The organism is Streptomyces sp. NPDC002958 (assembly GCF_055563255.1).
Window position 1 is genome coordinate 68,961 of the sequence record NZ_JBVHDS010000011.1, and the last position, 17,244, is coordinate 86,204.

The 17,244-nt window shown below is 69.6% G+C and carries 15 protein-coding genes, 1 pseudogene and 1 riboswitch; of the genes and pseudogenes, 4 read left to right on the plus strand and 12 right to left on the minus strand.

Translation table 11 applies throughout. The annotated features are described in order from the left end of the window. Positions 1–13 precede the first annotated feature (13 nt). From ACZ3IC_RS20665 to ACZ3IC_RS20675, 3 genes are read left to right on the plus strand one after another with little or no spacing between them, the layout of a single operon-like run. A complete protein-coding gene (locus tag ACZ3IC_RS20665) occupies positions 14–829 on the plus strand; it encodes an STM4013/SEN3800 family hydrolase (protein WP_467418164.1) in 816 nt (271 codons plus the stop codon). Further along, positions 826–2,190 (plus strand): STM4012 family radical SAM protein, encoded by a 1,365-nt coding sequence (locus ACZ3IC_RS20670; protein WP_467418016.1) that lies wholly within the window; start codon positions 826–828, stop codon positions 2,188–2,190. The genes ACZ3IC_RS20665 and ACZ3IC_RS20670 overlap by 4 nt, the downstream gene beginning before the upstream one ends. 7 nt (positions 2,191–2,197) lie before the next feature. Continuing rightward, positions 2,198–3,076: an STM4011 family radical SAM protein gene (locus tag ACZ3IC_RS20675; RefSeq protein ID WP_467418018.1), complete on the plus strand. Its 879-nt coding sequence runs from the start codon at positions 2,198–2,200 to the stop codon at positions 3,074–3,076. Between the two features lie 74 nt (positions 3,077–3,150). Here ACZ3IC_RS20675 and ACZ3IC_RS20680 read toward each other — a convergent pair whose 3' ends face one another. From ACZ3IC_RS20680 to ACZ3IC_RS20690, 3 genes and pseudogenes are all read right to left on the minus strand, one after another. After that, positions 3,151–3,996 carry an SGNH/GDSL hydrolase family protein gene (locus ACZ3IC_RS20680; RefSeq protein WP_467418019.1) on the minus strand — a complete coding sequence of 282 codons (846 nt, stop codon included), beginning with the start codon at positions 3,994–3,996 and terminating at the stop codon, positions 3,151–3,153. A 187-nt stretch (positions 3,997–4,183) separates the two neighbouring features. Next, positions 4,184–5,131 (minus strand): M23 family metallopeptidase, encoded by a 948-nt coding sequence (locus ACZ3IC_RS20685; protein WP_467418020.1) that lies wholly within the window; start codon positions 5,129–5,131, stop codon positions 4,184–4,186. Positions 5,132–5,134: 3 nt separating this feature from the next. After that, a riboswitch (cyclic di-AMP (ydaO/yuaA leader) is annotated at positions 5,135–5,291 on the minus strand. A gap of 322 nt (positions 5,292–5,613) precedes the next feature. Next, positions 5,614–6,406 (minus strand): annotated as a pseudogene (locus ACZ3IC_RS20690) (alpha-galactosidase); the annotation flags it as partial. Positions 6,407–6,630: 224 nt separating this feature from the next. On the opposite strand from ACZ3IC_RS20690, the gene ACZ3IC_RS20695 reads away from it, so the two are divergent. After that, entirely contained in the window at positions 6,631–7,443 is an 813-nt protein-coding gene (locus tag ACZ3IC_RS20695; RefSeq protein WP_467418022.1) for a tyrosine-protein phosphatase, read from the plus strand. A gap of 23 nt (positions 7,444–7,466) precedes the next feature. Here ACZ3IC_RS20695 and ACZ3IC_RS20700 read toward each other — a convergent pair whose 3' ends face one another. The 9 genes from ACZ3IC_RS20700 to hpnD form a co-directional block, all read right to left on the minus strand. Next, a complete protein-coding gene (locus ACZ3IC_RS20700) occupies positions 7,467–7,634 on the minus strand; it encodes a DUF6126 family protein (protein ID WP_467418023.1) in 168 nt (55 codons plus the stop codon). A 33-nt stretch (positions 7,635–7,667) separates the two neighbouring features. Continuing rightward, complete coding sequence (locus ACZ3IC_RS20705) at positions 7,668–8,276, minus strand: helix-turn-helix domain-containing protein (protein ID WP_467418025.1); 609 nt, start codon at positions 8,274–8,276, stop codon at positions 7,668–7,670. Between the two features lie 86 nt (positions 8,277–8,362). Next, the gene (locus ACZ3IC_RS20710) at positions 8,363–9,760 is read right to left on the minus strand and encodes an aspartate aminotransferase family protein (protein ID WP_467418027.1); all 1,398 of its coding nucleotides are present in this window, start codon (positions 9,758–9,760) and stop codon (positions 8,363–8,365) included. A gap of 143 nt (positions 9,761–9,903) precedes the next feature. Further along, the gene (hpnH, locus tag ACZ3IC_RS20715; protein WP_467418029.1) at positions 9,904–10,923 is read right to left on the minus strand and encodes an adenosyl-hopene transferase HpnH; all 1,020 of its coding nucleotides are present in this window, start codon (positions 10,921–10,923) and stop codon (positions 9,904–9,906) included. 5 nt (positions 10,924–10,928) lie between these two features. After that, entirely contained in the window at positions 10,929–11,588 is a 660-nt protein-coding gene (locus tag ACZ3IC_RS20720; RefSeq protein WP_467418030.1) for a phosphorylase family protein, read from the minus strand. Continuing rightward, positions 11,588–13,588, minus strand: a complete 2,001-nt coding sequence (gene shc, locus ACZ3IC_RS20725) for a squalene--hopene cyclase (protein WP_467418031.1) — start codon at positions 13,586–13,588, stop codon at positions 11,588–11,590. The genes ACZ3IC_RS20720 and shc overlap by 1 nt, the downstream gene beginning before the upstream one ends. 107 nt (positions 13,589–13,695) lie before the next feature. After that, positions 13,696–14,799: a polyprenyl synthetase family protein gene (locus ACZ3IC_RS20730; RefSeq protein WP_467418033.1), complete on the minus strand. Its 1,104-nt coding sequence runs from the start codon at positions 14,797–14,799 to the stop codon at positions 13,696–13,698. Then, positions 14,796–16,184: a hydroxysqualene dehydroxylase HpnE gene (hpnE, locus tag ACZ3IC_RS20735; RefSeq protein WP_467418034.1), complete on the minus strand. Its 1,389-nt coding sequence runs from the start codon at positions 16,182–16,184 to the stop codon at positions 14,796–14,798. Before hpnE ends, ACZ3IC_RS20730 begins: the two co-directional genes overlap by 4 nt. 118 nt (positions 16,185–16,302) lie before the next feature. Beyond that, on the minus strand, positions 16,303–17,244 hold the full coding sequence (hpnD, locus tag ACZ3IC_RS20740; protein WP_467418036.1) for a presqualene diphosphate synthase HpnD: 942 nt from the start codon (positions 17,242–17,244) through the stop codon (positions 16,303–16,305).

Genomic DNA, 17,244 nt, shown 5'->3' on the forward strand with positions numbered 1-17,244 from the left:
CCGGAACCCGGACATGAGCGAGATCGTGGGGAGCCACGATCTCCTGCTCATCACCCTCGACACGCTGCGCTACGACGTGGCGGCGGAGCTCGCCGCCGCCGGACGCATACCGCATCTGGCACGCCATCTGCCCGGCGGTGTCTGGGAGAAGCGGCATGCGCCCGGCAGCTTCACCTACGCCTCCCACCAGGCGATCTTCGCGGGATTCCTGCCGACCCCGGCCGGCCCCGGCCCGCACCCCCGGCTGTTCGCGGCACGTTTCGCGGGCAGCGAGTCCACCGCTTCGGGCACCTTTGTCTTCGACACCCCCGATCTGCTGTCCGGCCTCGCCGATGTGGGCTACCGCACGGTATGCATCGGCGGCGTCGGCTTCTTCAACCGGCAGGGGCCGCTCGGCTCCGTACTGCCCGGCATGTTCCAGGAGAGCCACTGGGAACCGGAGTTCGGCGTCGCGTCGCCCACCTCCTTCGAGGCTCAGGTGGCCCGCGCCGAGCAGGTCGTCGCCGAGCTCCCCGCCGAGCAGCGGCTGTTCCTCTTCGTCAACGTGGCCGCCCTGCACCAGCCCAACTGGTTCCACCAGCCGGGGGCCACGCGTGAGGCGGGAGATTCCCGCGCCACCCATGCCGCCGCCCTGGAGTACGTCGACGCACACATCGGCCGGCTCTTCGCCGCCGCAAGCAGCCGCCGCCGCTGTTTCGCCATCGTCTGCTCCGACCACGGCACGGCGTACGGGGACGACGGCTACACCGGTCACCGGCTCGGACACGAGTCCGTCTGGACCGTTCCGTACGCCCACTTCTTCCTGGAACCGGGGACCACCGCACCATGAGCCGCACCACGACCGTCGCGCACACCACCCGCCCGTACCAGAGCTATGTCTACGCCTATCCGCACAAGACCGCCTATCGCCCCCTCGCCGACCGGCCGGCGCTGCGCGAGCTGTGGGCGGCCGAGCGCAAGGAGGCACTCTCGCTCTATCTCCACATACCCTTCTGCGAGGTCCGCTGCGGCTTCTGCAATCTCTTCACCCGGATCGGCGCTCCCGATGAGCTGACGACCCGGTATCTCGACGCGCTGGACCGGCAGGCCACCGCAGTCCGCGACGCGCTGGGCGACGACGGGCCGGTGCGTTTCGCCGCGGCAGCGTTCGGCGGGGGCACGCCCACATTCCTGACCGCGGCGGAGCTGGAGCGGCTCTGCGACATCGCGGAGAAGCGAATGGGTGCCGATCTGCGGTCCGTTCCGCTGTCGGTCGAGACGTCGCCGTCGACCGCGACTGCCGACCGGCTGGCCGTCCTCGCCGACCGCGGGACGACCAGGATCAGCATCGGTGTGCAGAGCTTCGTCGAAGCCGAAGCGCGTGCCGCAGTGCGCCCGCAGCGCCGCGCCGATGTGGAGGCGGCGCTGGACCGGATACGTGATGCCCGCATCCCGGTCCTGAACATCGACCTGATCTACGGCATCGACGGACAGACCGAGGACAGCTGGCGCACCTCGCTGGACTCGGCGCTCGGTTGGCAGCCGGAGGAGTTGTACCTCTACCCGCTGTATGTCCGCCCGCTGACCGGTCTCGGGCGGCTCGGCTCGGACGGCGAAGCAGCGGCGGACGCCGCCTGGGACGAACAGCGGCTGCGACTGTACCGCACGGGCCGGGACCATCTCCTCGCCCACGGCTACGAACAGGTGTCCATGCGGATGTTCCGCCGCGCCGACGCCCCACGGACGGACGGCCCCGACGACTACGCCTGCCAGACCGACGGCATGATCGGCCTGGGGTGCGGCGCCCGTTCGTACACCTCGAAGCTGCACTACTCCTTCGACTACGCGGTGGAGATGCGGGAGGTGCGGGCGATCATCGACGGCTACACCGCGACCGAGGACTTCTCGCGCGCCGAGGTCGGACGGCACGTCGACGGCGACGAGGCGCGCCGCCGCCACCTCCTGCAGTCCGTCCTCCAGGCCAAGGGGCTGCGACCGGCCGACTACCGGGAGCGGTTCGGCACCTCCCCGGCCGATGACTTCCCTGCTGAACTGGCCCGGTTCGAGGCGCGCGGCTGGCTCGACAATACGGCCGGGGCGTCCGGCCTGCTGCGGCTCTCCCCCGAGGGCCTGGCCCACTCCGACGCGCTGGGCCCCGAACTCTTCTCCCCCGGCGTGCGGGCCGCGATGGCCGCGTACGAACTGAAGTGAGCACGGCATGGACCTGACCATCCTCTACCGCGGTCCGCTCGCGTCCTGCGACTACGACTGCCCGTACTGCCCGTTCGCCAAGCGGCGCGACAGCCGGGAACAGCTGCGGGCCGACCGCGCCGCGCTGGAGCGGTTCACGGCGTGGGCCGCGGCGCAGACCGGAGACCGGATCTCGGTCCTGTTCACCCCGTGGGGGGAGGGTCTGGTCCGCTCCTGGTACCGGCGTGCCCTGGTCGAGCTGGCGCAGCTGCCGCACATCGGAAGGGTCGCGATCCAGACCAACCTCAGCAGCCGCACGGGGTGGCTGGCCGAGGCCGGAGACGCCGGCCGCGAGAAGATCGCGCTCTGGTGCACGTACCACCCGGGGCAGACGCCGTACGAGCGGTTCCTCACCAAGTGCCGGGAGCTGGCCGCGCTCGGCGTCCGCCACAGCGTCGGTGTCGTCGGTCTCGACGACCATCTCGACGAGGCCAGGCGGCTGCGTGCCGCTCTGCCGGACGAGGTCTACCTCTGGGTGAACGCGGCGGAGGGACACACCTATACGGACGAGGAGGCGGACCGCTGGACGGCCCTTGACCCGCTCTTCCCCTACAGCCGGCAACCGCACCGGTCGGCCGGGCTGCCCTGCCGGACGGGCGAGTCGGTCATCTCGGTGGACGGTGACGGCACGGTGCGGCGCTGCCACTTCGTCCCGGCGGAGCTCGGCAATCTCTACGACGGGAGCTACCGGCGCGCTCTCGGCCCGCGCGCCTGTCCACTGGCCGTCTGCGACTGCCACATCGGCTATGTGCATCTGGAGACGCTGCCGTTGTACGACGTCTTCGCGGGCGGTGTGCTGGAGCGGATACCGGCGCCGCCGCTGTCGTCGCTCGCGGGACGGGCCTGAGGTTCAGGCCCGTCCCGCGAGCGAGGGCACTGCGGTGGTGGACGCCCGCCAGGGTCTGTCCGGCGAAACACGCCCTAAAGCGGCAGCAGGTCAGGCCGCTTCGCCTCGACGTGGTCGCCGGAGGACTCACCGCGCAGCCGTCGCCCGATCCACGGCACCAGGTACTCGCGCGCCCAGTGGATGTCGTCGCGCCGTACTTCGAGCGTGCCGCGCTGTGCTTGCGGGGGCCATTCCTGGTCGGGGTCGGCAGGCACATCGAGGCCGAGGACCTGGGCGGCGCGCAGCGCGACCCTGGTGTGTCCCTCGGGCGACAGATGGAGCCGGTCGTCGTCCCAGGCGCGCCTGTCCTGAACGGACCGGAGCGACCACAGGTCGAGGACCGGGCAGTCGTGTCGGTCGGCGATGGACCGCACATGGGCGGTGTAGGTGGCGATCTTGCCGCGCAGATGGCGCAGCACGGGAACACCACGGGTGTCGAAGCCGGTGGTGACCAGGACGGTGCCGACCGATGCGGTCAGCTCGGCGACCGCGCGCTCGAAGCGCTCGGCCACGTCGTCGGGGTCGGTGCCGGGCCTGATGATGTCATTGCCGCCCGCGCAGAAGCTCACCAGGTCGGGTGCGAGCTCCTTGGCGCGCGGCACCTGCTCCTCGACGATCTGGTCGAGGAGGCGTCCGCGTACGGCGAGATTGGCGTACCTGAAATTCCCGTGAGCGGAGCCTTCGGTGCTCGTCGCCGCATCGGAGTCCGGGAGCTGGTCCGCGAGAAGTACCGCGAAACGGTCCGCCCAGCCGACGAAGGTCCCGTCCGGGCCGGGGTCACCGACTCCCTCGGTGAAGCTGTCGCCAATCGCTGCGTACGACCCGATGACGCATTGTCGGTTGATGACGCCACGTTGGTTTTTTCTCGAATCGTCTGCCATAAACGCTTATCCTGCACCGCCGAATGTGACCTACGCGACCGTAATAAAGGGTTGACGGGTGGTGAGATGGGCCACCCTGTAAGGCTTTGGTAAAGAGGGAATAAGCGGAAGGGCGGTGCGCCGCCGCGCACCGCCCTTCCGCTTTTCTCAGGTCATGCCTTGTTGCTCAGCGTCCCTGCCGTTCGGCTCAGACGTAGATGCCGTGCGAAGCCAGGAAGGCGATCGGATCGATGTCCGAGCCGTACGCCGGGCCCGTGCGGACCTCGAAGTGCAGGTGCGGTCCGGTGGCGTTGCCGGTGGCGCCGGAAAGGCCGATCTGCTGACCGTTGCTCACGGTCTGGCCCTCGGAGACGGAGATCGAGGACAGGTGGCCGTACTGCGAGTAGTGGCCGTCGGCGTGCTTGATGACGACCTCGTTGCCGTACGCGCCACCCCAGCCGGCGCTGACGACGGTGCCGGAGGTGATGGCCTTCACGCTGGTGCCGGTGGAGACGGGGAAGTCGATCCCGGTGTGGCTGCCGCTGGACCAGTTCGAGCCGGAGGCACGGTATCCGGTGGTGTGGTTGCCGGGGACCGGGTGGCTGTAGCCGGAGCTGTTGTTCTGGTCGGCCGGGGCGGAGGTCGAGGCCTGGGACTCCGTGGCCGTAGAGGCCTCGGCCGGGGCGGACTCGGCCGGGACGGACTTCTCCGCGGCCGACGAAGGCGCCGACGGAGCCTTCGACGGGAGGGACGAGTCCGTACCGGCACCGGTGGGCGCGGAGTGGCCCCCCGCCTTGCCGTCGAGCGTCAGCTCCATGCCCGGGAAGATCAGGCTGGGGTCTTCGCCGACGACCTCGCGGTTGTCCTGGTACAGCTTCTGCCAGCCGCCCTCGATCCCCTGCTCGTCGGCGATCTTTGACAGGTAGTCACCGGAGACGACGGAGTACGTCGTGGTGGCGTCCTGCTTCTGCGCGACCGGCTTGGCCGGGGCTGCGGAGGCCGACTGCGGGGCGGCGGGGGCGGCCTGCTCCGCGGCGGCGGCGCCGGTGGCACCGAGCAGCGGCAGTGCGATGACGGCGCCGCCGGTGGCTGCGGCGGCGACGCCACGGGCGATGGTGCTGGACTTCGTACGACGGTGCTTACCCGATATGGGCATGTGGTGCTTCCTCTCCGGCGCCTACGAGGTGAGCTGTCGGGTTCGGGCTGGAGATGCCCGGCCGCGCTGAACGCGGCTTCACCCCGAGCCGGCCGGAATTCTCCGATCGGCGGCTTACCTGGTTCCCCCGCTCCTGCCACACGATGAGTGGATGTGAATTCCGGACGGCGGCAGGATTAGGCGGTCCGTCCGGATTGACGGCGACCGTAAGCGAGTCGGGACGGCAAGAACAAGCCACTGGTTCCGTACCGGAATCCGCGCCGGGAAATCGGCGCGGAATTCCGGTCACACTCCGTGGATTAAGGATCTTGAATTTCCGCGCCACGCATGGAATACCCGACCACCCCTCCTGCACGCACCGTCACGGATATGATCCCGCTCACGACAGGGCGACCATCTCCCGCGCCGGCGGGGCAAGTTATGCCAAATCGGCCTATTACGGACACGTCATGCCCGTCATCCGCGCCGGAGCCTCAGCACCCTCGCGCACACCCGGGGAAGCGCTGCACCCAGTCAGGGTGCGCGCGACAGAGATCGCTGTCGGCATTGATCATTTCCGGCTCTACCCGGATACCGAACTGCATTCCGAACCCGTGCACTTCGTCGGCAAGCGGCTTCAGTCCGCCGGAAAAGGGGTGTGGATTCGGCGTCCGGTCGCCCAGCCCTGCCCGGTCGCTGGCGCGCTGCCCGAACCATGCGTCGTCCACGACGAACAGCTCGACGCCCATCACGGCGGCGCGCTCGACGAGGGCGCGCTGCTGCTCCTGCGAGATGTCGAAGCCGGTCGCCTCCCAGGAGTTGTAGAGCACCGGCCGCAAACTCTCCGCGTCCGGGCCACATGGGCCAGCTGCCAGACATGCCAGGCCCGGCTCGCCCCGCCGAATCCCTCCACACTCCACAGGCCGGCGAAGACGGGTGTGACGTACGACTCCCCCGGTGCGAGCAGCAGCAGCCCCGCGTCGTCGCAGCCGGCACCACCGGTGATCTGCACCAGCCCGTCGGAGAGCCGCTGTACGGAGATCCGCCACGCCCCGGACCAGCCGAGCGCAACCGGGGCCACCCTCCACCGGGTACTCCTCACGGCCGTCGAGCGGGGATTCAAAACCCCTGAAGGGCGACTCGGGCGCTGCGGTCAGGGGCTTCGGCGGCGGCGTGGGGGATCCGCGACCCCCGGTGCAGATGGACCAGCTCATCCCGTTCGGTGAGGGCGCAGTGCGTACTGCTGCTCGCCCCGGCGAGCAACCAGGTCCAGCCCTTGTCGCCAGCCTTGACCATCACCCCCACATTCCAACATTTTCGCACATCATCGATCATCGCCGGGATGGCGGGCAATGACCCTGCACGGAATTCACCGGGCAAATTCGCCGCAGGGGCACCGGGGTTCACGGAAGTGTCGACAAGCGAAGGCCGAGATGATTGCCTGAGGAATCAATGTCGTATCGTCGCGGAAGTGGCCTCGTCGGCGACTCGCGTCGACGCCAGACACTCCAGGAGTCACTGTGACGCAGCAGTTGCCGCAGGTCCCGTCGGCGGAACCCGAGCTGACGGGTGTCCGCAACTTCCGTGATGTGGGCGGGCTGCCCACCGTGGACGGCCGGCGGGTGCGGCATGGACGGCTCTTCCGCAGCGGTCACCTCGCGCACGCCACCGCCGAGGACGCCGCCTTCCTCGGCGGCCTCGGTCTGCACACGGTCTTCGACTTCCGCAATGCGGCCGACCACCGGCTCGACGGCCTGGACGTGGAGCTGCCGGGCGTACGGAATCTGAGCATCCCGCTCTCCGACCCCGCGGACGGCGCCGAGTTCTGGCGGATGGTCCGCGACGGCGACCTCGACCAGCTGCGCTCCATCCTCGCCGGCGGCAAGGGAACGAACCGGATGATCGCCTCGTATCGCGCGATCATCCGAGACCGTACCGCTGAGCACAGCCGGGTCCTGCACGCCCTGGCCGAGGACAGTGTTCCGGCGTTGATGCACTGCGCGGCGGGCAAGGACCGGGCCGGTCTGTCGATCGCGGTGTCATTGCTCGCGGTCGGCGTCGAGCGCGACGCCATCGAGGCCGACTACCTCAAGTCCAACGACGCCCACCGCCGCTACAAGGTGCACCGCAGCGACACCTCGGCGGACGGCATGTCGGCCGAGGTGATGGAGCTGCTCAATCCGCTCTTCGGCGCCCATGCCGACTACCTCGCCGCGGTCTTCGCCACCATCGAGGAGACCTGGGGCGGCACGGAGCGCTATTTCTCCGAGGGCCTGAAGCTCGCTCCGCAGACCCGTGAGCGGCTGCGTGACCGGCTCCTCGACGAGGCGTAGCCGGACCCGCCCGTCGGCGGTGGTCAGCCCTCGCCGGCCACCGCGAAGAGCAGGTAGAGGAAGGCGGCGAAGATGTGTCCGGCGATGAGATAGGCGAACAGCCGGATCACCACGCCGCGCGGAAACTTCCGCTCCTGGGCTTCGTATGTCTTCTTGGACCCGAGCGGGTCGAAGTTTTCTGAATCGGACATGACAGTCCTCTCTGGCGACCGGGGAACCCGGTCTCAGCGACGGTGGATGCCGCTGCCGAGACACAGCTCGGCAGCGGGGCTCTGCAGCAGGGTGTGGACGAAGAGCAACTCGGCACCGTCGCGGTCGACGGCCGCGATCCGGTGCGGGGTGAGCGAGTCGAAGTGCGCACTGTCGCCAGGGAGGAGATCGTGCACGGTCTCCCCGAGTGTGACCCGGAGGTGCCCGACGAGCACATACAGCCACTCCTCGCCGGGATGGACGCGCACGAGATCACCCTGTGCGCCGTACGGAACCCGGACACGGAGCGCCTGCATCGCCCGGCCGGATCCCCCGGCCTGCTGATACATCCAGCCGTCGGCCTCGGCCCCTTCGAACCTACCGCCGCGGATGATCGCCTCACGTTCCGGAGGGGTCTCGCCGAGCAGTTCGGAAACCGTCGTACCGTAGATCCTGGCAAGACCGAGGAGCATCGGCAGTGAAGGCTGCCGACGACCCGTTTCGAGCCGGGACAGATGGGCGGGCGAGAGCCCCGCCCGCTGTGCGGCGGTCTCCAGGGTGAGACCACGGTTGCGGCGCAGATCGCGCAGACGTGGCGCGACTCCGGGCAGCTCGTCGGCCGACCCCCCGTCTGGAGTGTTCATGTACCCATTGGGCCAGGATCTTTCCTCTGAGGCAAATTTCTTACCTCAGAGGCAAACGGGCACCCAACCCTCCAGAGCCCGCGGAATCAGCGATTGGCGACGGCCTGTTTCACCAGGGTCCTGCCGAAGTCCCACATCAGCCCGCCGCCGCTGTGCGCGTCGTCCATCACCGCGGTGAACGCCGTGACGAACCGGTCGACCTCCGGCTCCCCGATCACCAGCGGAGGGATCAGCTTGATCACTTCCAGATGGTCGCCCGAGACCTGGGTGAGGATGCGGTGCTTCTGCAGCAGGGGCACCACCACCATCTGTGCGAAGAGGCCCTTGCGGGCCGCCTGCAGCATGGTCCAGCGGCTGCGCAGCTTCAGTGACGACGGCCGGCCGAACTCGATGCCGATCATCAGCCCGCGCCCGCGCACCTCGTGCAGCAGCTCATAGCCGTCCACCAGCGCGGCCAGCCGCTCACGCAGCAGGTCACCGGTGCGGCGTGCGCCCGCGACGGTCCCCTCGTTCTCCATCACCGCGAGGACCGCGAGCCCCGCCGCCATCGCCTGGGCGTTGGAGCCGAAGCTCGCGGAGTGGACCAGGACCCGGTCCATCGACGAGTAGACCTTCTTGAAGATCCAGTCCTTGCCGAGGGTCGCCCCGACCGGAACATAGCCGCCGGAGAGTGCCTTGGCGACGCAGACCAGATCGGGTTCGACGCCCTCCTCGTGCTGGTACGCGTAGAAGTCGCCGGTTCTGCCGAGGCCGGTCTGCACCTCGTCGGCGATGAGCAGCGCCTTGTGCTGGTGCAGCAGGTCCTGCGCGGCTCGCAGGAAGCCGGGCGGCGCGGCGTGGACGCCCTTGCCCTGGATCGGCTCGACCACCAGGGCCGCCACGTCTCCGCGCTTGAGCTCACGGCGCAGGGCGTCGAGATCACCGAGCCCGATGGCGGTGTCCGGCAGCAGCGGTGCGAAGCCGTCCCGGAAGCCTCTCTCCCCGTTGACCGAGAGCGAGCCGGTCGTCAGCCCGTGGAAGGCGTGGGCGCAGTAGAGGATCCTGGGTCTGCCGGTGGCGTACCGGGCGAACTTCAGGGCGGTTTCGACGGCCTCCGTACCGCTGTTGCCGAAGAAGACCCGGTCCAGGTGCGGGCTGTGCGTGAGCAGCCTCTCGGCCAGCAGTCCGGGCAGCGGCTGGCAGTCGAAGCGGGTGAGGTCGGCGAGCGAGGCGTCGAGGACGTCGTGCAGGGCCTTGCGTACGACGGGGTGGTGTCGGCCGAGGCCCATCACCCCGAATCCGGCGAGCATGTCGAGGTAGTCGTTGCCGTCCGCGTCCCAGAAATGGGCGCCCTCGGCCCGTTCGTAGACCTTGTCGAAGCCGATGGTGTGCAGCATGCGGGGCAGCTGATGGTTGAGGTACTTCGCGTGCAGTTCGTAGCGCTCGGCGCCGCGCTCCGCGAGGAGTTGCGCCAGATCGAAGCCCTTGGGCCCGTTGTCCTTCATTCCCCGCTCTCCCAGGTTCTTTCGGCTGCTTCCCCGGCGGCCGGTGCGGCGCTGATCCGTCCGGCGATCTCGACCGGTGTGAGACCGATGCCGACCGGCCCCGCGGCGCGCTTGCCGTGGGCGAGAAACCGGCGGACATGACGTCACCCGTTCCCGGAGACGGTCTCGCGCACGGCGCGCAGGGATTCCTTCAGCGATCCCATGGTGGCGAGGACGGCGGTGGGCTCGTAGCCGCAGTGCGCCATGCAGTTGGCGCAGCGCGGGTCCTTGCCGCGCCCGTACTTGTCCCAGTCGGTCTCCTCGATGAGTTCGCGGTACGTCGGGACGTACCCGTCACTCATCAGATAGCAGGGCCGCTGCCAGCCGAAGAGCGAGTAGTTCGGGATCGCCCACGCGGTGCACGGAAAGTCCGCCTTGCCCTCCAGGAAGTCCAGGAAGAGCGGCGAGTGGTTCAACCGCCAGCGGGACCGGTTGCCGCCCGCGAACGACTTCTTGAACAGCTCCCTGGTCTGCTCGACGCCGAGGAAATGCTCCTGGTCGGGTGCCTTCTCGTACGCGTAGGCGGGCGAGATCATCATCTCGTCGACCTTCAGGTCGTCATTGAGGTAGTTGAGGACCTCGATGACGGTCTGCGGGGTGTCGGTGTTGAAGAAGGTGGAATTCGTGGTGACCCGGAAGCCGCGCCGCTTGGCCTCCTTGATCGCCGCCACCGCCTCGTCGAACACGCCTTCCTTGGCGACCGATTCATCGTGCCGTTCCCGCAGCCCGTCGATGTGCACAGCGAAGGCGAAGAACGGCGAGGGGGTGAATTTCTCGATCTTCTTGCGCAGCAGCATCGCATTGGTGCAGAGAAAGACGTACTTCTTCTTCTCCACCAGCTGCCGCACGATTTCGTCGATCTGCGGGTGCATCAGGGGTTCGCCGCCCGCGATGGAAACCATGGGGGCGCCCGATTCCAGTACCGCGCCGACGGCCTGGGCCACCGGCATGCGCTGTTTCAGAACTCCGGCCGGATGCTGGATCTTCCCGCAGCCCTCGCACGCCAGATTGCAGGCGAACAAAGGCTCCAGCTCGACAATGAGCGGGAACTTGTCCCGCTTGCGGAGCTTCTGTTCAATGAGGTACGTCGCAACCTTGATGGTCTGACGGAGCGGCATGGCCATCTAGCTCACCTCCTGGGGAGCAGCAGAGATCGGTGCCATTCGTAGAAAGCCGGCAGGACGGCACGGAGAACACGGAAAGCCGATATTCCACCGCGTATCGTGCCGATGCGGACGAGCTCATGCTCCGGAGCGTCCACGACCACCCGTACGGCGGCAACCGGGCGTGGCCCGGACCGCAGGGCGGCGCGGAGAGTTACGGCGGACTCCATGTCCACCGCGATCGCTCCGGTGGCCCGTAGCTCGGCCCGCTCATGTCCGCGTACGACGTGGGCGGAGCCGGTCAGCGGACCGGTGTGGACGGTGCGGCCGGGCACCGCCCTGGCAAGGGCCTCGGCGAGCAGGCCCGCGCCGGTGCAGACCGTCGAGTTCCCGGCTTCCCGGGTCTCGTCGGCGACCACCAGGTCCCCGGGGTGCATACCGGGTGACAGCCCGGCGCAGAACCCGGAGGCGAGGACCGCCGTGCCGGGGAACCGGTCCTGACCGAGCGCCCGTGACACGGCCTCCTCCGCGGCCCTGGGGCCCATGCCCGTACGGAGTACGGTCACCGGGCCCGGAGCGTCTCCCGCCCTGCCTCTACCGCTGCGCAGGGCGAACTGCTCGATGCCGAGCGCACAGGCGATCAACAGGGGCGCGGCGGGGCCGGCCGACCCCGGGCCATCGCCCATCAGGCCCCCCTGCGGGTGGCCGTGCGGTCGGCGAACGGTTCGCCGTACACGTACCGCCCGAGTGCGGTGAGCGGGAACACCTGCCGGTAGAGGTGGTAGTTGATGGAGAAGTCCCAGGGGAAGCCGGTGCCGGTGAAGTACGGCTCGTCCCAGGAGCCGTCGGCCTGCTGGGTCTCGGTGAGCCAGGACACTCCGCGCTGCACGGCCCTGCTGTCCCGCTGCCCCGCTGCAAGCAGCGCGAGCAGCGCCCAAGCGGTCTGGGAGGCGGTCGAGGCGCCGTGCCCGATCCACTTGTCCTCGTGGTAGGAGCGCAGGTCCTCGCCCCAGCCGCCGTCGTCGTTCTGTACGGACTCCAGCCAGCCGACCGCCCGGCGGATCGCCGGATGTGTGACGGGCAGTCCGGCGGCCACCAGCGCGGGGACCACCGATCCTGTTCCGTATACGTAGTTGACGCCCCAGCGGCCGAACCAGCCTCCGCTCGCCTTCTGTTCAGCGAGCAGCCACTCGATACCGCGCCGGGTGGCGGGGTGCCCGGACCGCCCCTCGACGGCGAGCATCTCGACCACGTGTCCGGTGACATCGGCGGACGGCGGGTCGATGACCTCCCCGAAGTCGCAGAAGGGCAGCCGGTTGGGGAACGCGCTGGTGTTGTCCGCGTCGAACGCGCCCCAGGCCCCGTTGCGGGACTGCATGCCGAGATTCCAGCGCACTCCGCGTCTGATGGCGGCCTCGACGCGTGCCGTGTCGGGGTGGCGGACCCGGCGCAGTGCGAGGACCACCTCCGCGGTGTCGTCGATGTCCGGGTAGTTGTCGTTGTGGAACTCGAACGCCCAGCCGCCCGGGTTGAGTCGGGGGCGACGCACGGACCAGTCGCCGGGCCGGACGATCTCCTCGCCGAGCATCCAGTCCGCGGCCTTCACGAGCGCCGGGTGGTCGGGGCTGACCCCGGCGTCGGCGAGGGCGATGGTGGCGAGGCAGGTGTCCCAGACCGGTGACTGGCAGGCCTCGATCATCCGGGCGCCGTCCTCGCGCCAGACCGCGAACCGGTCGAGCGAGGCGAGTCCGGCCCGCATCACCGGGTGGTCCAGGTCGTAGCCGAGCAGGTGCAGGGCGATGACGGAGTACACGGCGGGCGGCTGGATGCCACCCCAGCAGCCGTCGTTCTCCTGGCGTTCGATGATCCAGCGGGCCGCGGCGTTCATGGCGGTCCGGCGCAGCGTGCGCGGCGCGATCCGGTGGTACATGTGCAACGCCTTGTCGAGGCGCTGGAAGACTCCGTCCCAGCTCGCCGCCGGAGCGGCGCGCCTGGGCGGGTTCGGGCGGAGGGGATTGGTGTGCAGCTCGTCGAGTGCGAAGGGGGCCGGGCGTACCGGCCGCTTCGCCGAAACGATGGTGAGCGGCACAATGGTCTGGCGGGCCCAGCAGCCGAAGTCATAGATGTTGAGCGGTACCCATGTGGGAAAGAACATCAGCTCGGGCGGTAGTTCCGGCAGGTCCTCCCATTTCCACCAGCCGAAGAGGGCGAGCCAGATCCGGGTGAAGACGCGGCTCGCCGCGACTCCGCCCTGTTCTCTGATCCATCCCGCGGCGCGGACCATGTGCGGTTCGTCCGGCCGGTCTCCGGCCAGCCGCAGTGCCACGTAAGCCTCGATGGTGGTGGAGAGCTCGCCGGGGCCGCCGTGAAAGGTGGCCCAGGTGCCGTTGTCGAGCTGTTCGCCGCGGATGAAACGGCCGGCCGCCTGAACGGTGGCCTCGTCCTGGATGCCGAGGAATTGACGGAGTAACAGGTCCTCGGCGTCCATGGTGACGTTGGTGGCGAGGTCGCCCTTCCACCAGCCCTGCTCGTCCTGTCTGCCGAGGAGATGCTCCACCGAGCGTTCCGCGGCCCGCCGCGCGGCGGCGAGTACGTCGTCCGCGGCGATGGTTGTGTCGGTCGGATTACTGGCCGAGGCTGCGCGGGGGTTCACAGCCCCGGTGCTTCCGTCGGTCGTCGCTGTCATGGCTTCCCCTTCGTGCAGTGTGGTCCTCTGCTGTGCTGGGGTCTCCGTCGGCCGGCGCCCGGACGGGCACCGGCCGGCGACTGCGAGTCATATGGAGCAGATGGTGATCATCTCTTTCGTACGACGACGAAGTCCGCGAGCGCTGTGAGCTGCGCCCGAGCGGTCTGCGGCATGTCGACCCGGTGCAGTGCCTCGATGGCGACCGCATGCTGTCGACGGGCCTCCTGCGCGGTCCATTCGCGGCCGCCCGCCTCCTCGATGAGCGCCGCGCGGGCGGCGAACTCCTCTTCGGAAAAGCTGTCGAAATCACTGCTCTTGGCGTCGGCGGCGAGCAGTTCGCCGAGACGTTCCGAGGCCGGTCCGCCCGCAGCGAGCGCGGCGACGACCGGCAGGGACTTCTTGCGCTGACGCAGATCGCTCCAGGTCTGCTTGCCGGTGGACTCGGGGTCGCCCCAGATGCCGAGCAGATCGTCGACGGCCTGGAAGGCGAGGCCGAGGTGGTAGCCGTACGCCTCCAGGGTGTCGGCGGTACGGTCGTCGGCGCCACCGAGGACCGCGCCGATGGAGCAGGCGCAGGCGAGCAGGGCGCCGGTCTTGTTGCCCTCCATCTCCAGGCACTCCTCGACGGTGACCCGCTCGCGGTGCTCGTAGGAGATGTCCTGGGCCTGCCCGTCGATGAGCTTGCGGGTGGCGACGGTCAGCCGGCGGGCCGCCCGGCCCGCCTCGACGGTGCCGAGCTCCAGAAGGATCTCGTTGGCGAGCGCGAAGAGCGCGTCGCCGACCAGGATCGCCTGAGCGGGGCCGTGCACCTTCCAGACGGTGTCGCGGTGGCGGCGCTGTTCGTCGCCGTCCATCAGGTCGTCGTGCAGCAGCGAGAAATTGTGCACGAGTTCGACGGCCACGGCTCCGGGGACGCCGGCCTCGGCGGCGGCTCCGGCCGCCTCCGCGGACAGCAGGGCGAGCGCCGGGCGCACGGCCTTGCCGCCGTCGCCGACGGAGGCCCGTCCCTGGGCGTCGATCCAGCCGAAGTGGTAGGCGGCGACGGTGTCCATGGGCGGTGCGAGCCGGTCAACGGCGGCCCGGAGCACCGGCGTGGAAAGGGCCCGTCCGCGCTCCAGAAGCGCGGTGACGTCCGTGGTGTCGGCCACGGTGTCGAAAGCCGGATTCGCCGGGGTCACTGACTCTCCTCTTGTTCCGGTGGTACTGCTCATGCCGCCTCCTGCAGCGGATGTTCATGGGAGCGGCCGAGCGCCCGGAGTGCGGCGTCCGCTGCGCTGAACCCGCTGCGGACGGCACCCTCCATCGTCGCGGGCCAGCCGGTGGCCGTCCAAGCTCCGGCCAGACCGAGGCCGGGGGCACGGGTGCGGGCTCCGGGCCGCAGACGGCCGACGCCGGGGGCGGGGGCGAAGGTCGCCGCACGCTCCCGGGTGACGAAGAAATCCCTGATACCGGCCCCGCGGGCGGCCGGAAGGAGCCGCTCCAGCTCGGGCAGGTAGCGCTCTCGCAGCGCGGCGACCGGGAGGTCGATCTCCTCGTCGGCCGCGGACTGGGACACCGCGAGGTACTGCCCGGGTCCGGTGAGACCCGAGGCGTCCGTGCGGTCGAAGACCCACTGGACAGGGGAGCCGAGCGCGGCGAAGAACGGGCGGCGCAGCACCTTGCGGTCGTAGACGACATGCACATTGAGGATCGGCGAGGTGCCGATGTCGAGCAGCCGCTCCGGCTCGTCGAGCGCGCCCTCGGGCAGCAGGTCGTGGGCCTCGCGCTGCGGGACGGCGAGGACGACGCTCTCCGCCTCGATCCGTTCGCTGCCGGTGTCCACGATCCAGCAGCCATCCTCCGTACGGGTGACCGAGGAGGCCTTCGTGCGCAGCTCGGTGCGTACCCCGGCGGAGTCGAGGGCCTTGCGGGCCAGCGTGTCGTGCACCTCGCCGAGCGGCACGCTCGCCCAGCCGATGTCGGCGGCGCCGGGCTCGGAGAGGAGTCCGGTCTTGAAGACCTTCGCGGCGAGGGCCAGCGAGGAGTTGGGCGCGGTGGCGTTGAGCGTGGCGACGCCGACCAGGTCCCAGAGTGCCTCGATGGTGCGCTGCGACTGACCGTGCCGGGCGAGCCAGCTACCGAAGTCGGTGGCGTCGAGCGCGGGGTCGTCGGGGTCCAGGCGGCCCAGCGCCAGTGCGGCGCGTCCGACGCTCGCCCGCTCGGTGAGCGAGAGATGCGGATAGCCGGCGAGTCCCGCGGCGAGGTGGAACGGCACCGGCAGTGCGTTGCGGCGCAGCCGTCCCAGCCGGGGGCCCGAGAGACGGCCGACATCGAGAACGGGCACGTCCAAACGGCTTTGCAGAGGTGCCAGACGTGTCCCGTCGACGCGGTCGAGGAACCAGCGGTAGGCGGTGCAGCAGCGCAGATAGACATGCTGTCCGTTGTCGACGGTCAGTTCACCGCGACGGAAGGAGAAGGCGAGTCCGCCGAGTCGGGGCCGCCCTTCGAGCAGGGTCACGTCAAGCCCGGCGTCGGCGAGACGCAGAGCGGCGGTGATACCGGCGAGTCCGCCGCCGATCACAACCGCGCGGGAGGAACGCAGGGCGTCGTCCGTCATGCACCCTCCTTTCGCAGGGTCACTTCAGTAAAGGACGCGTCAGCACACCAGGGGGTTGACCACTGATCGAAACGCGTGTCCGTGATGCACATGGTGCGCGGGATGTCCGTACGGCGCATCAGACACGCCCCCTGGCCGTCCGCCGGGAGATGTGTCGCGCATCGAGACCCGAGAGTCCACGCACCGCGACATACGCCTTCTCGTGGCCCGGCAGCGAGACCCGGCCGCGCAGCACCGCCTCGGGGTCGCGCTCGATCCGGTCGAGCAGCCGCCGGTAGATGCCCGCCATGGCCGCGACACAGGCGCCGCTGCGCCGGTCCAGCATCGGCAGCAGCCGGTACCCCTCGGCAAACAGGGTGCGGGCGCGCCGGACCTCGAAGTGGACCAGGCCCGCGAAGTCGGCGCCGGGCGGCGGGGTGGCCCGGTGGAAACCGGCCGAGCAGCCAAACTTGGCGAGGTCGTCGGCGGGCAGATACGTACGCCCGTTGCCCGCGTCCTCGCGGACGTCGCGCAGGATATTGGTCAGCTGGAGCGCGAGGCCGAGCGTGTCGGCGTACTCCGCGGCGCGGTCGGCGCCGGGAGCGCCCGGTTCCGTACCGAAGACGCCCAGGCTGAGGCGGCCGATGGCGCCCGCGACACAGCGGCAGTAGACCTTGAGGTCGTCCCAGGTCTCGTATGTCGCACCGCGCACATCCATCAGCACGCCGTCGATGAGTTCGTCGAGCCCGCCGAGCGGGAGCGGGAATCTGCGCGCGGCGTCGGCGAGCGCGACGGCCACCGGGTCGGTGTCGTCCTCCTCGATCTCGCCGTTCCTGATCCGGTCCAGGAGCGTGCGGGTGCTTTCCAGGCGGGTCCGCTTGATCTCCGGCTCCAGCTCGCCGTCACCGATGTCGTCGACACGACGGGAAAAGGCGTACAGCGCCGACATGGCCTGTCGCTTCTCGGCCGGCAGCAGCCTGATGCCGTACGCGAAGTTACGCGCCTGCTGTCCGGTGACCACCTCGCAGTAACTGTACGCGGCCTGTACCGGTGCCGACATATACGTCGTCTGTCCCTCCAT

Excerpts from the sequence above, each read along its gene's own strand:
- ACZ3IC_RS20665 (WP_467418164.1), top strand. The coding sequence starts at position 14 with ATGAGCGAGATCGTGGGGAGCCACGATCTCCTGCTCATCACCCTCGAC.
- ACZ3IC_RS20670 (WP_467418016.1), top strand. The coding sequence starts at position 826 with ATGAGCCGCACCACGACCGTCGCGCACACCACCCGCCCGTACCAGAGC.
- ACZ3IC_RS20675 (WP_467418018.1), top strand. The coding sequence starts at position 2,198 with ATGGACCTGACCATCCTCTACCGCGGTCCGCTCGCGTCCTGCGACTAC.
- ACZ3IC_RS20680 (WP_467418019.1), bottom strand. The coding sequence starts at position 3,996 with ATGGCAGACGATTCGAGAAAAAACCAACGTGGCGTCATCAACCGACAA.
- ACZ3IC_RS20685 (WP_467418020.1), bottom strand. The coding sequence starts at position 5,131 with ATGCCCATATCGGGTAAGCACCGTCGTACGAAGTCCAGCACCATCGCC.
- ACZ3IC_RS20700 (WP_467418023.1), bottom strand. The coding sequence starts at position 7,634 with ATGTCCGATTCAGAAAACTTCGACCCGCTCGGGTCCAAGAAGACATAC.
- ACZ3IC_RS20705 (WP_467418025.1), bottom strand. The coding sequence starts at position 8,276 with ATGAACACTCCAGACGGGGGGTCGGCCGACGAGCTGCCCGGAGTCGCG.
- ACZ3IC_RS20710 (WP_467418027.1), bottom strand. The coding sequence starts at position 9,760 with ATGAAGGACAACGGGCCCAAGGGCTTCGATCTGGCGCAACTCCTCGCG.
- hpnH (WP_467418029.1), bottom strand. The coding sequence starts at position 10,923 with ATGGCCATGCCGCTCCGTCAGACCATCAAGGTTGCGACGTACCTCATT.
- ACZ3IC_RS20720 (WP_467418030.1), bottom strand. The coding sequence starts at position 11,588 with ATGGGCGATGGCCCGGGGTCGGCCGGCCCCGCCGCGCCCCTGTTGATC.
- shc (WP_467418031.1), bottom strand. The coding sequence starts at position 13,588 with ATGACAGCGACGACCGACGGAAGCACCGGGGCTGTGAACCCCCGCGCA.
- ACZ3IC_RS20730 (WP_467418033.1), bottom strand. The coding sequence starts at position 14,799 with ATGAGCAGTACCACCGGAACAAGAGGAGAGTCAGTGACCCCGGCGAAT.
- hpnE (WP_467418034.1), bottom strand. The coding sequence starts at position 16,184 with ATGACGGACGACGCCCTGCGTTCCTCCCGCGCGGTTGTGATCGGCGGC.
- hpnD (WP_467418036.1), bottom strand. The coding sequence starts at position 17,244 with ATGGAGGGACAGACGACGTATATGTCGGCACCGGTACAGGCCGCGTAC.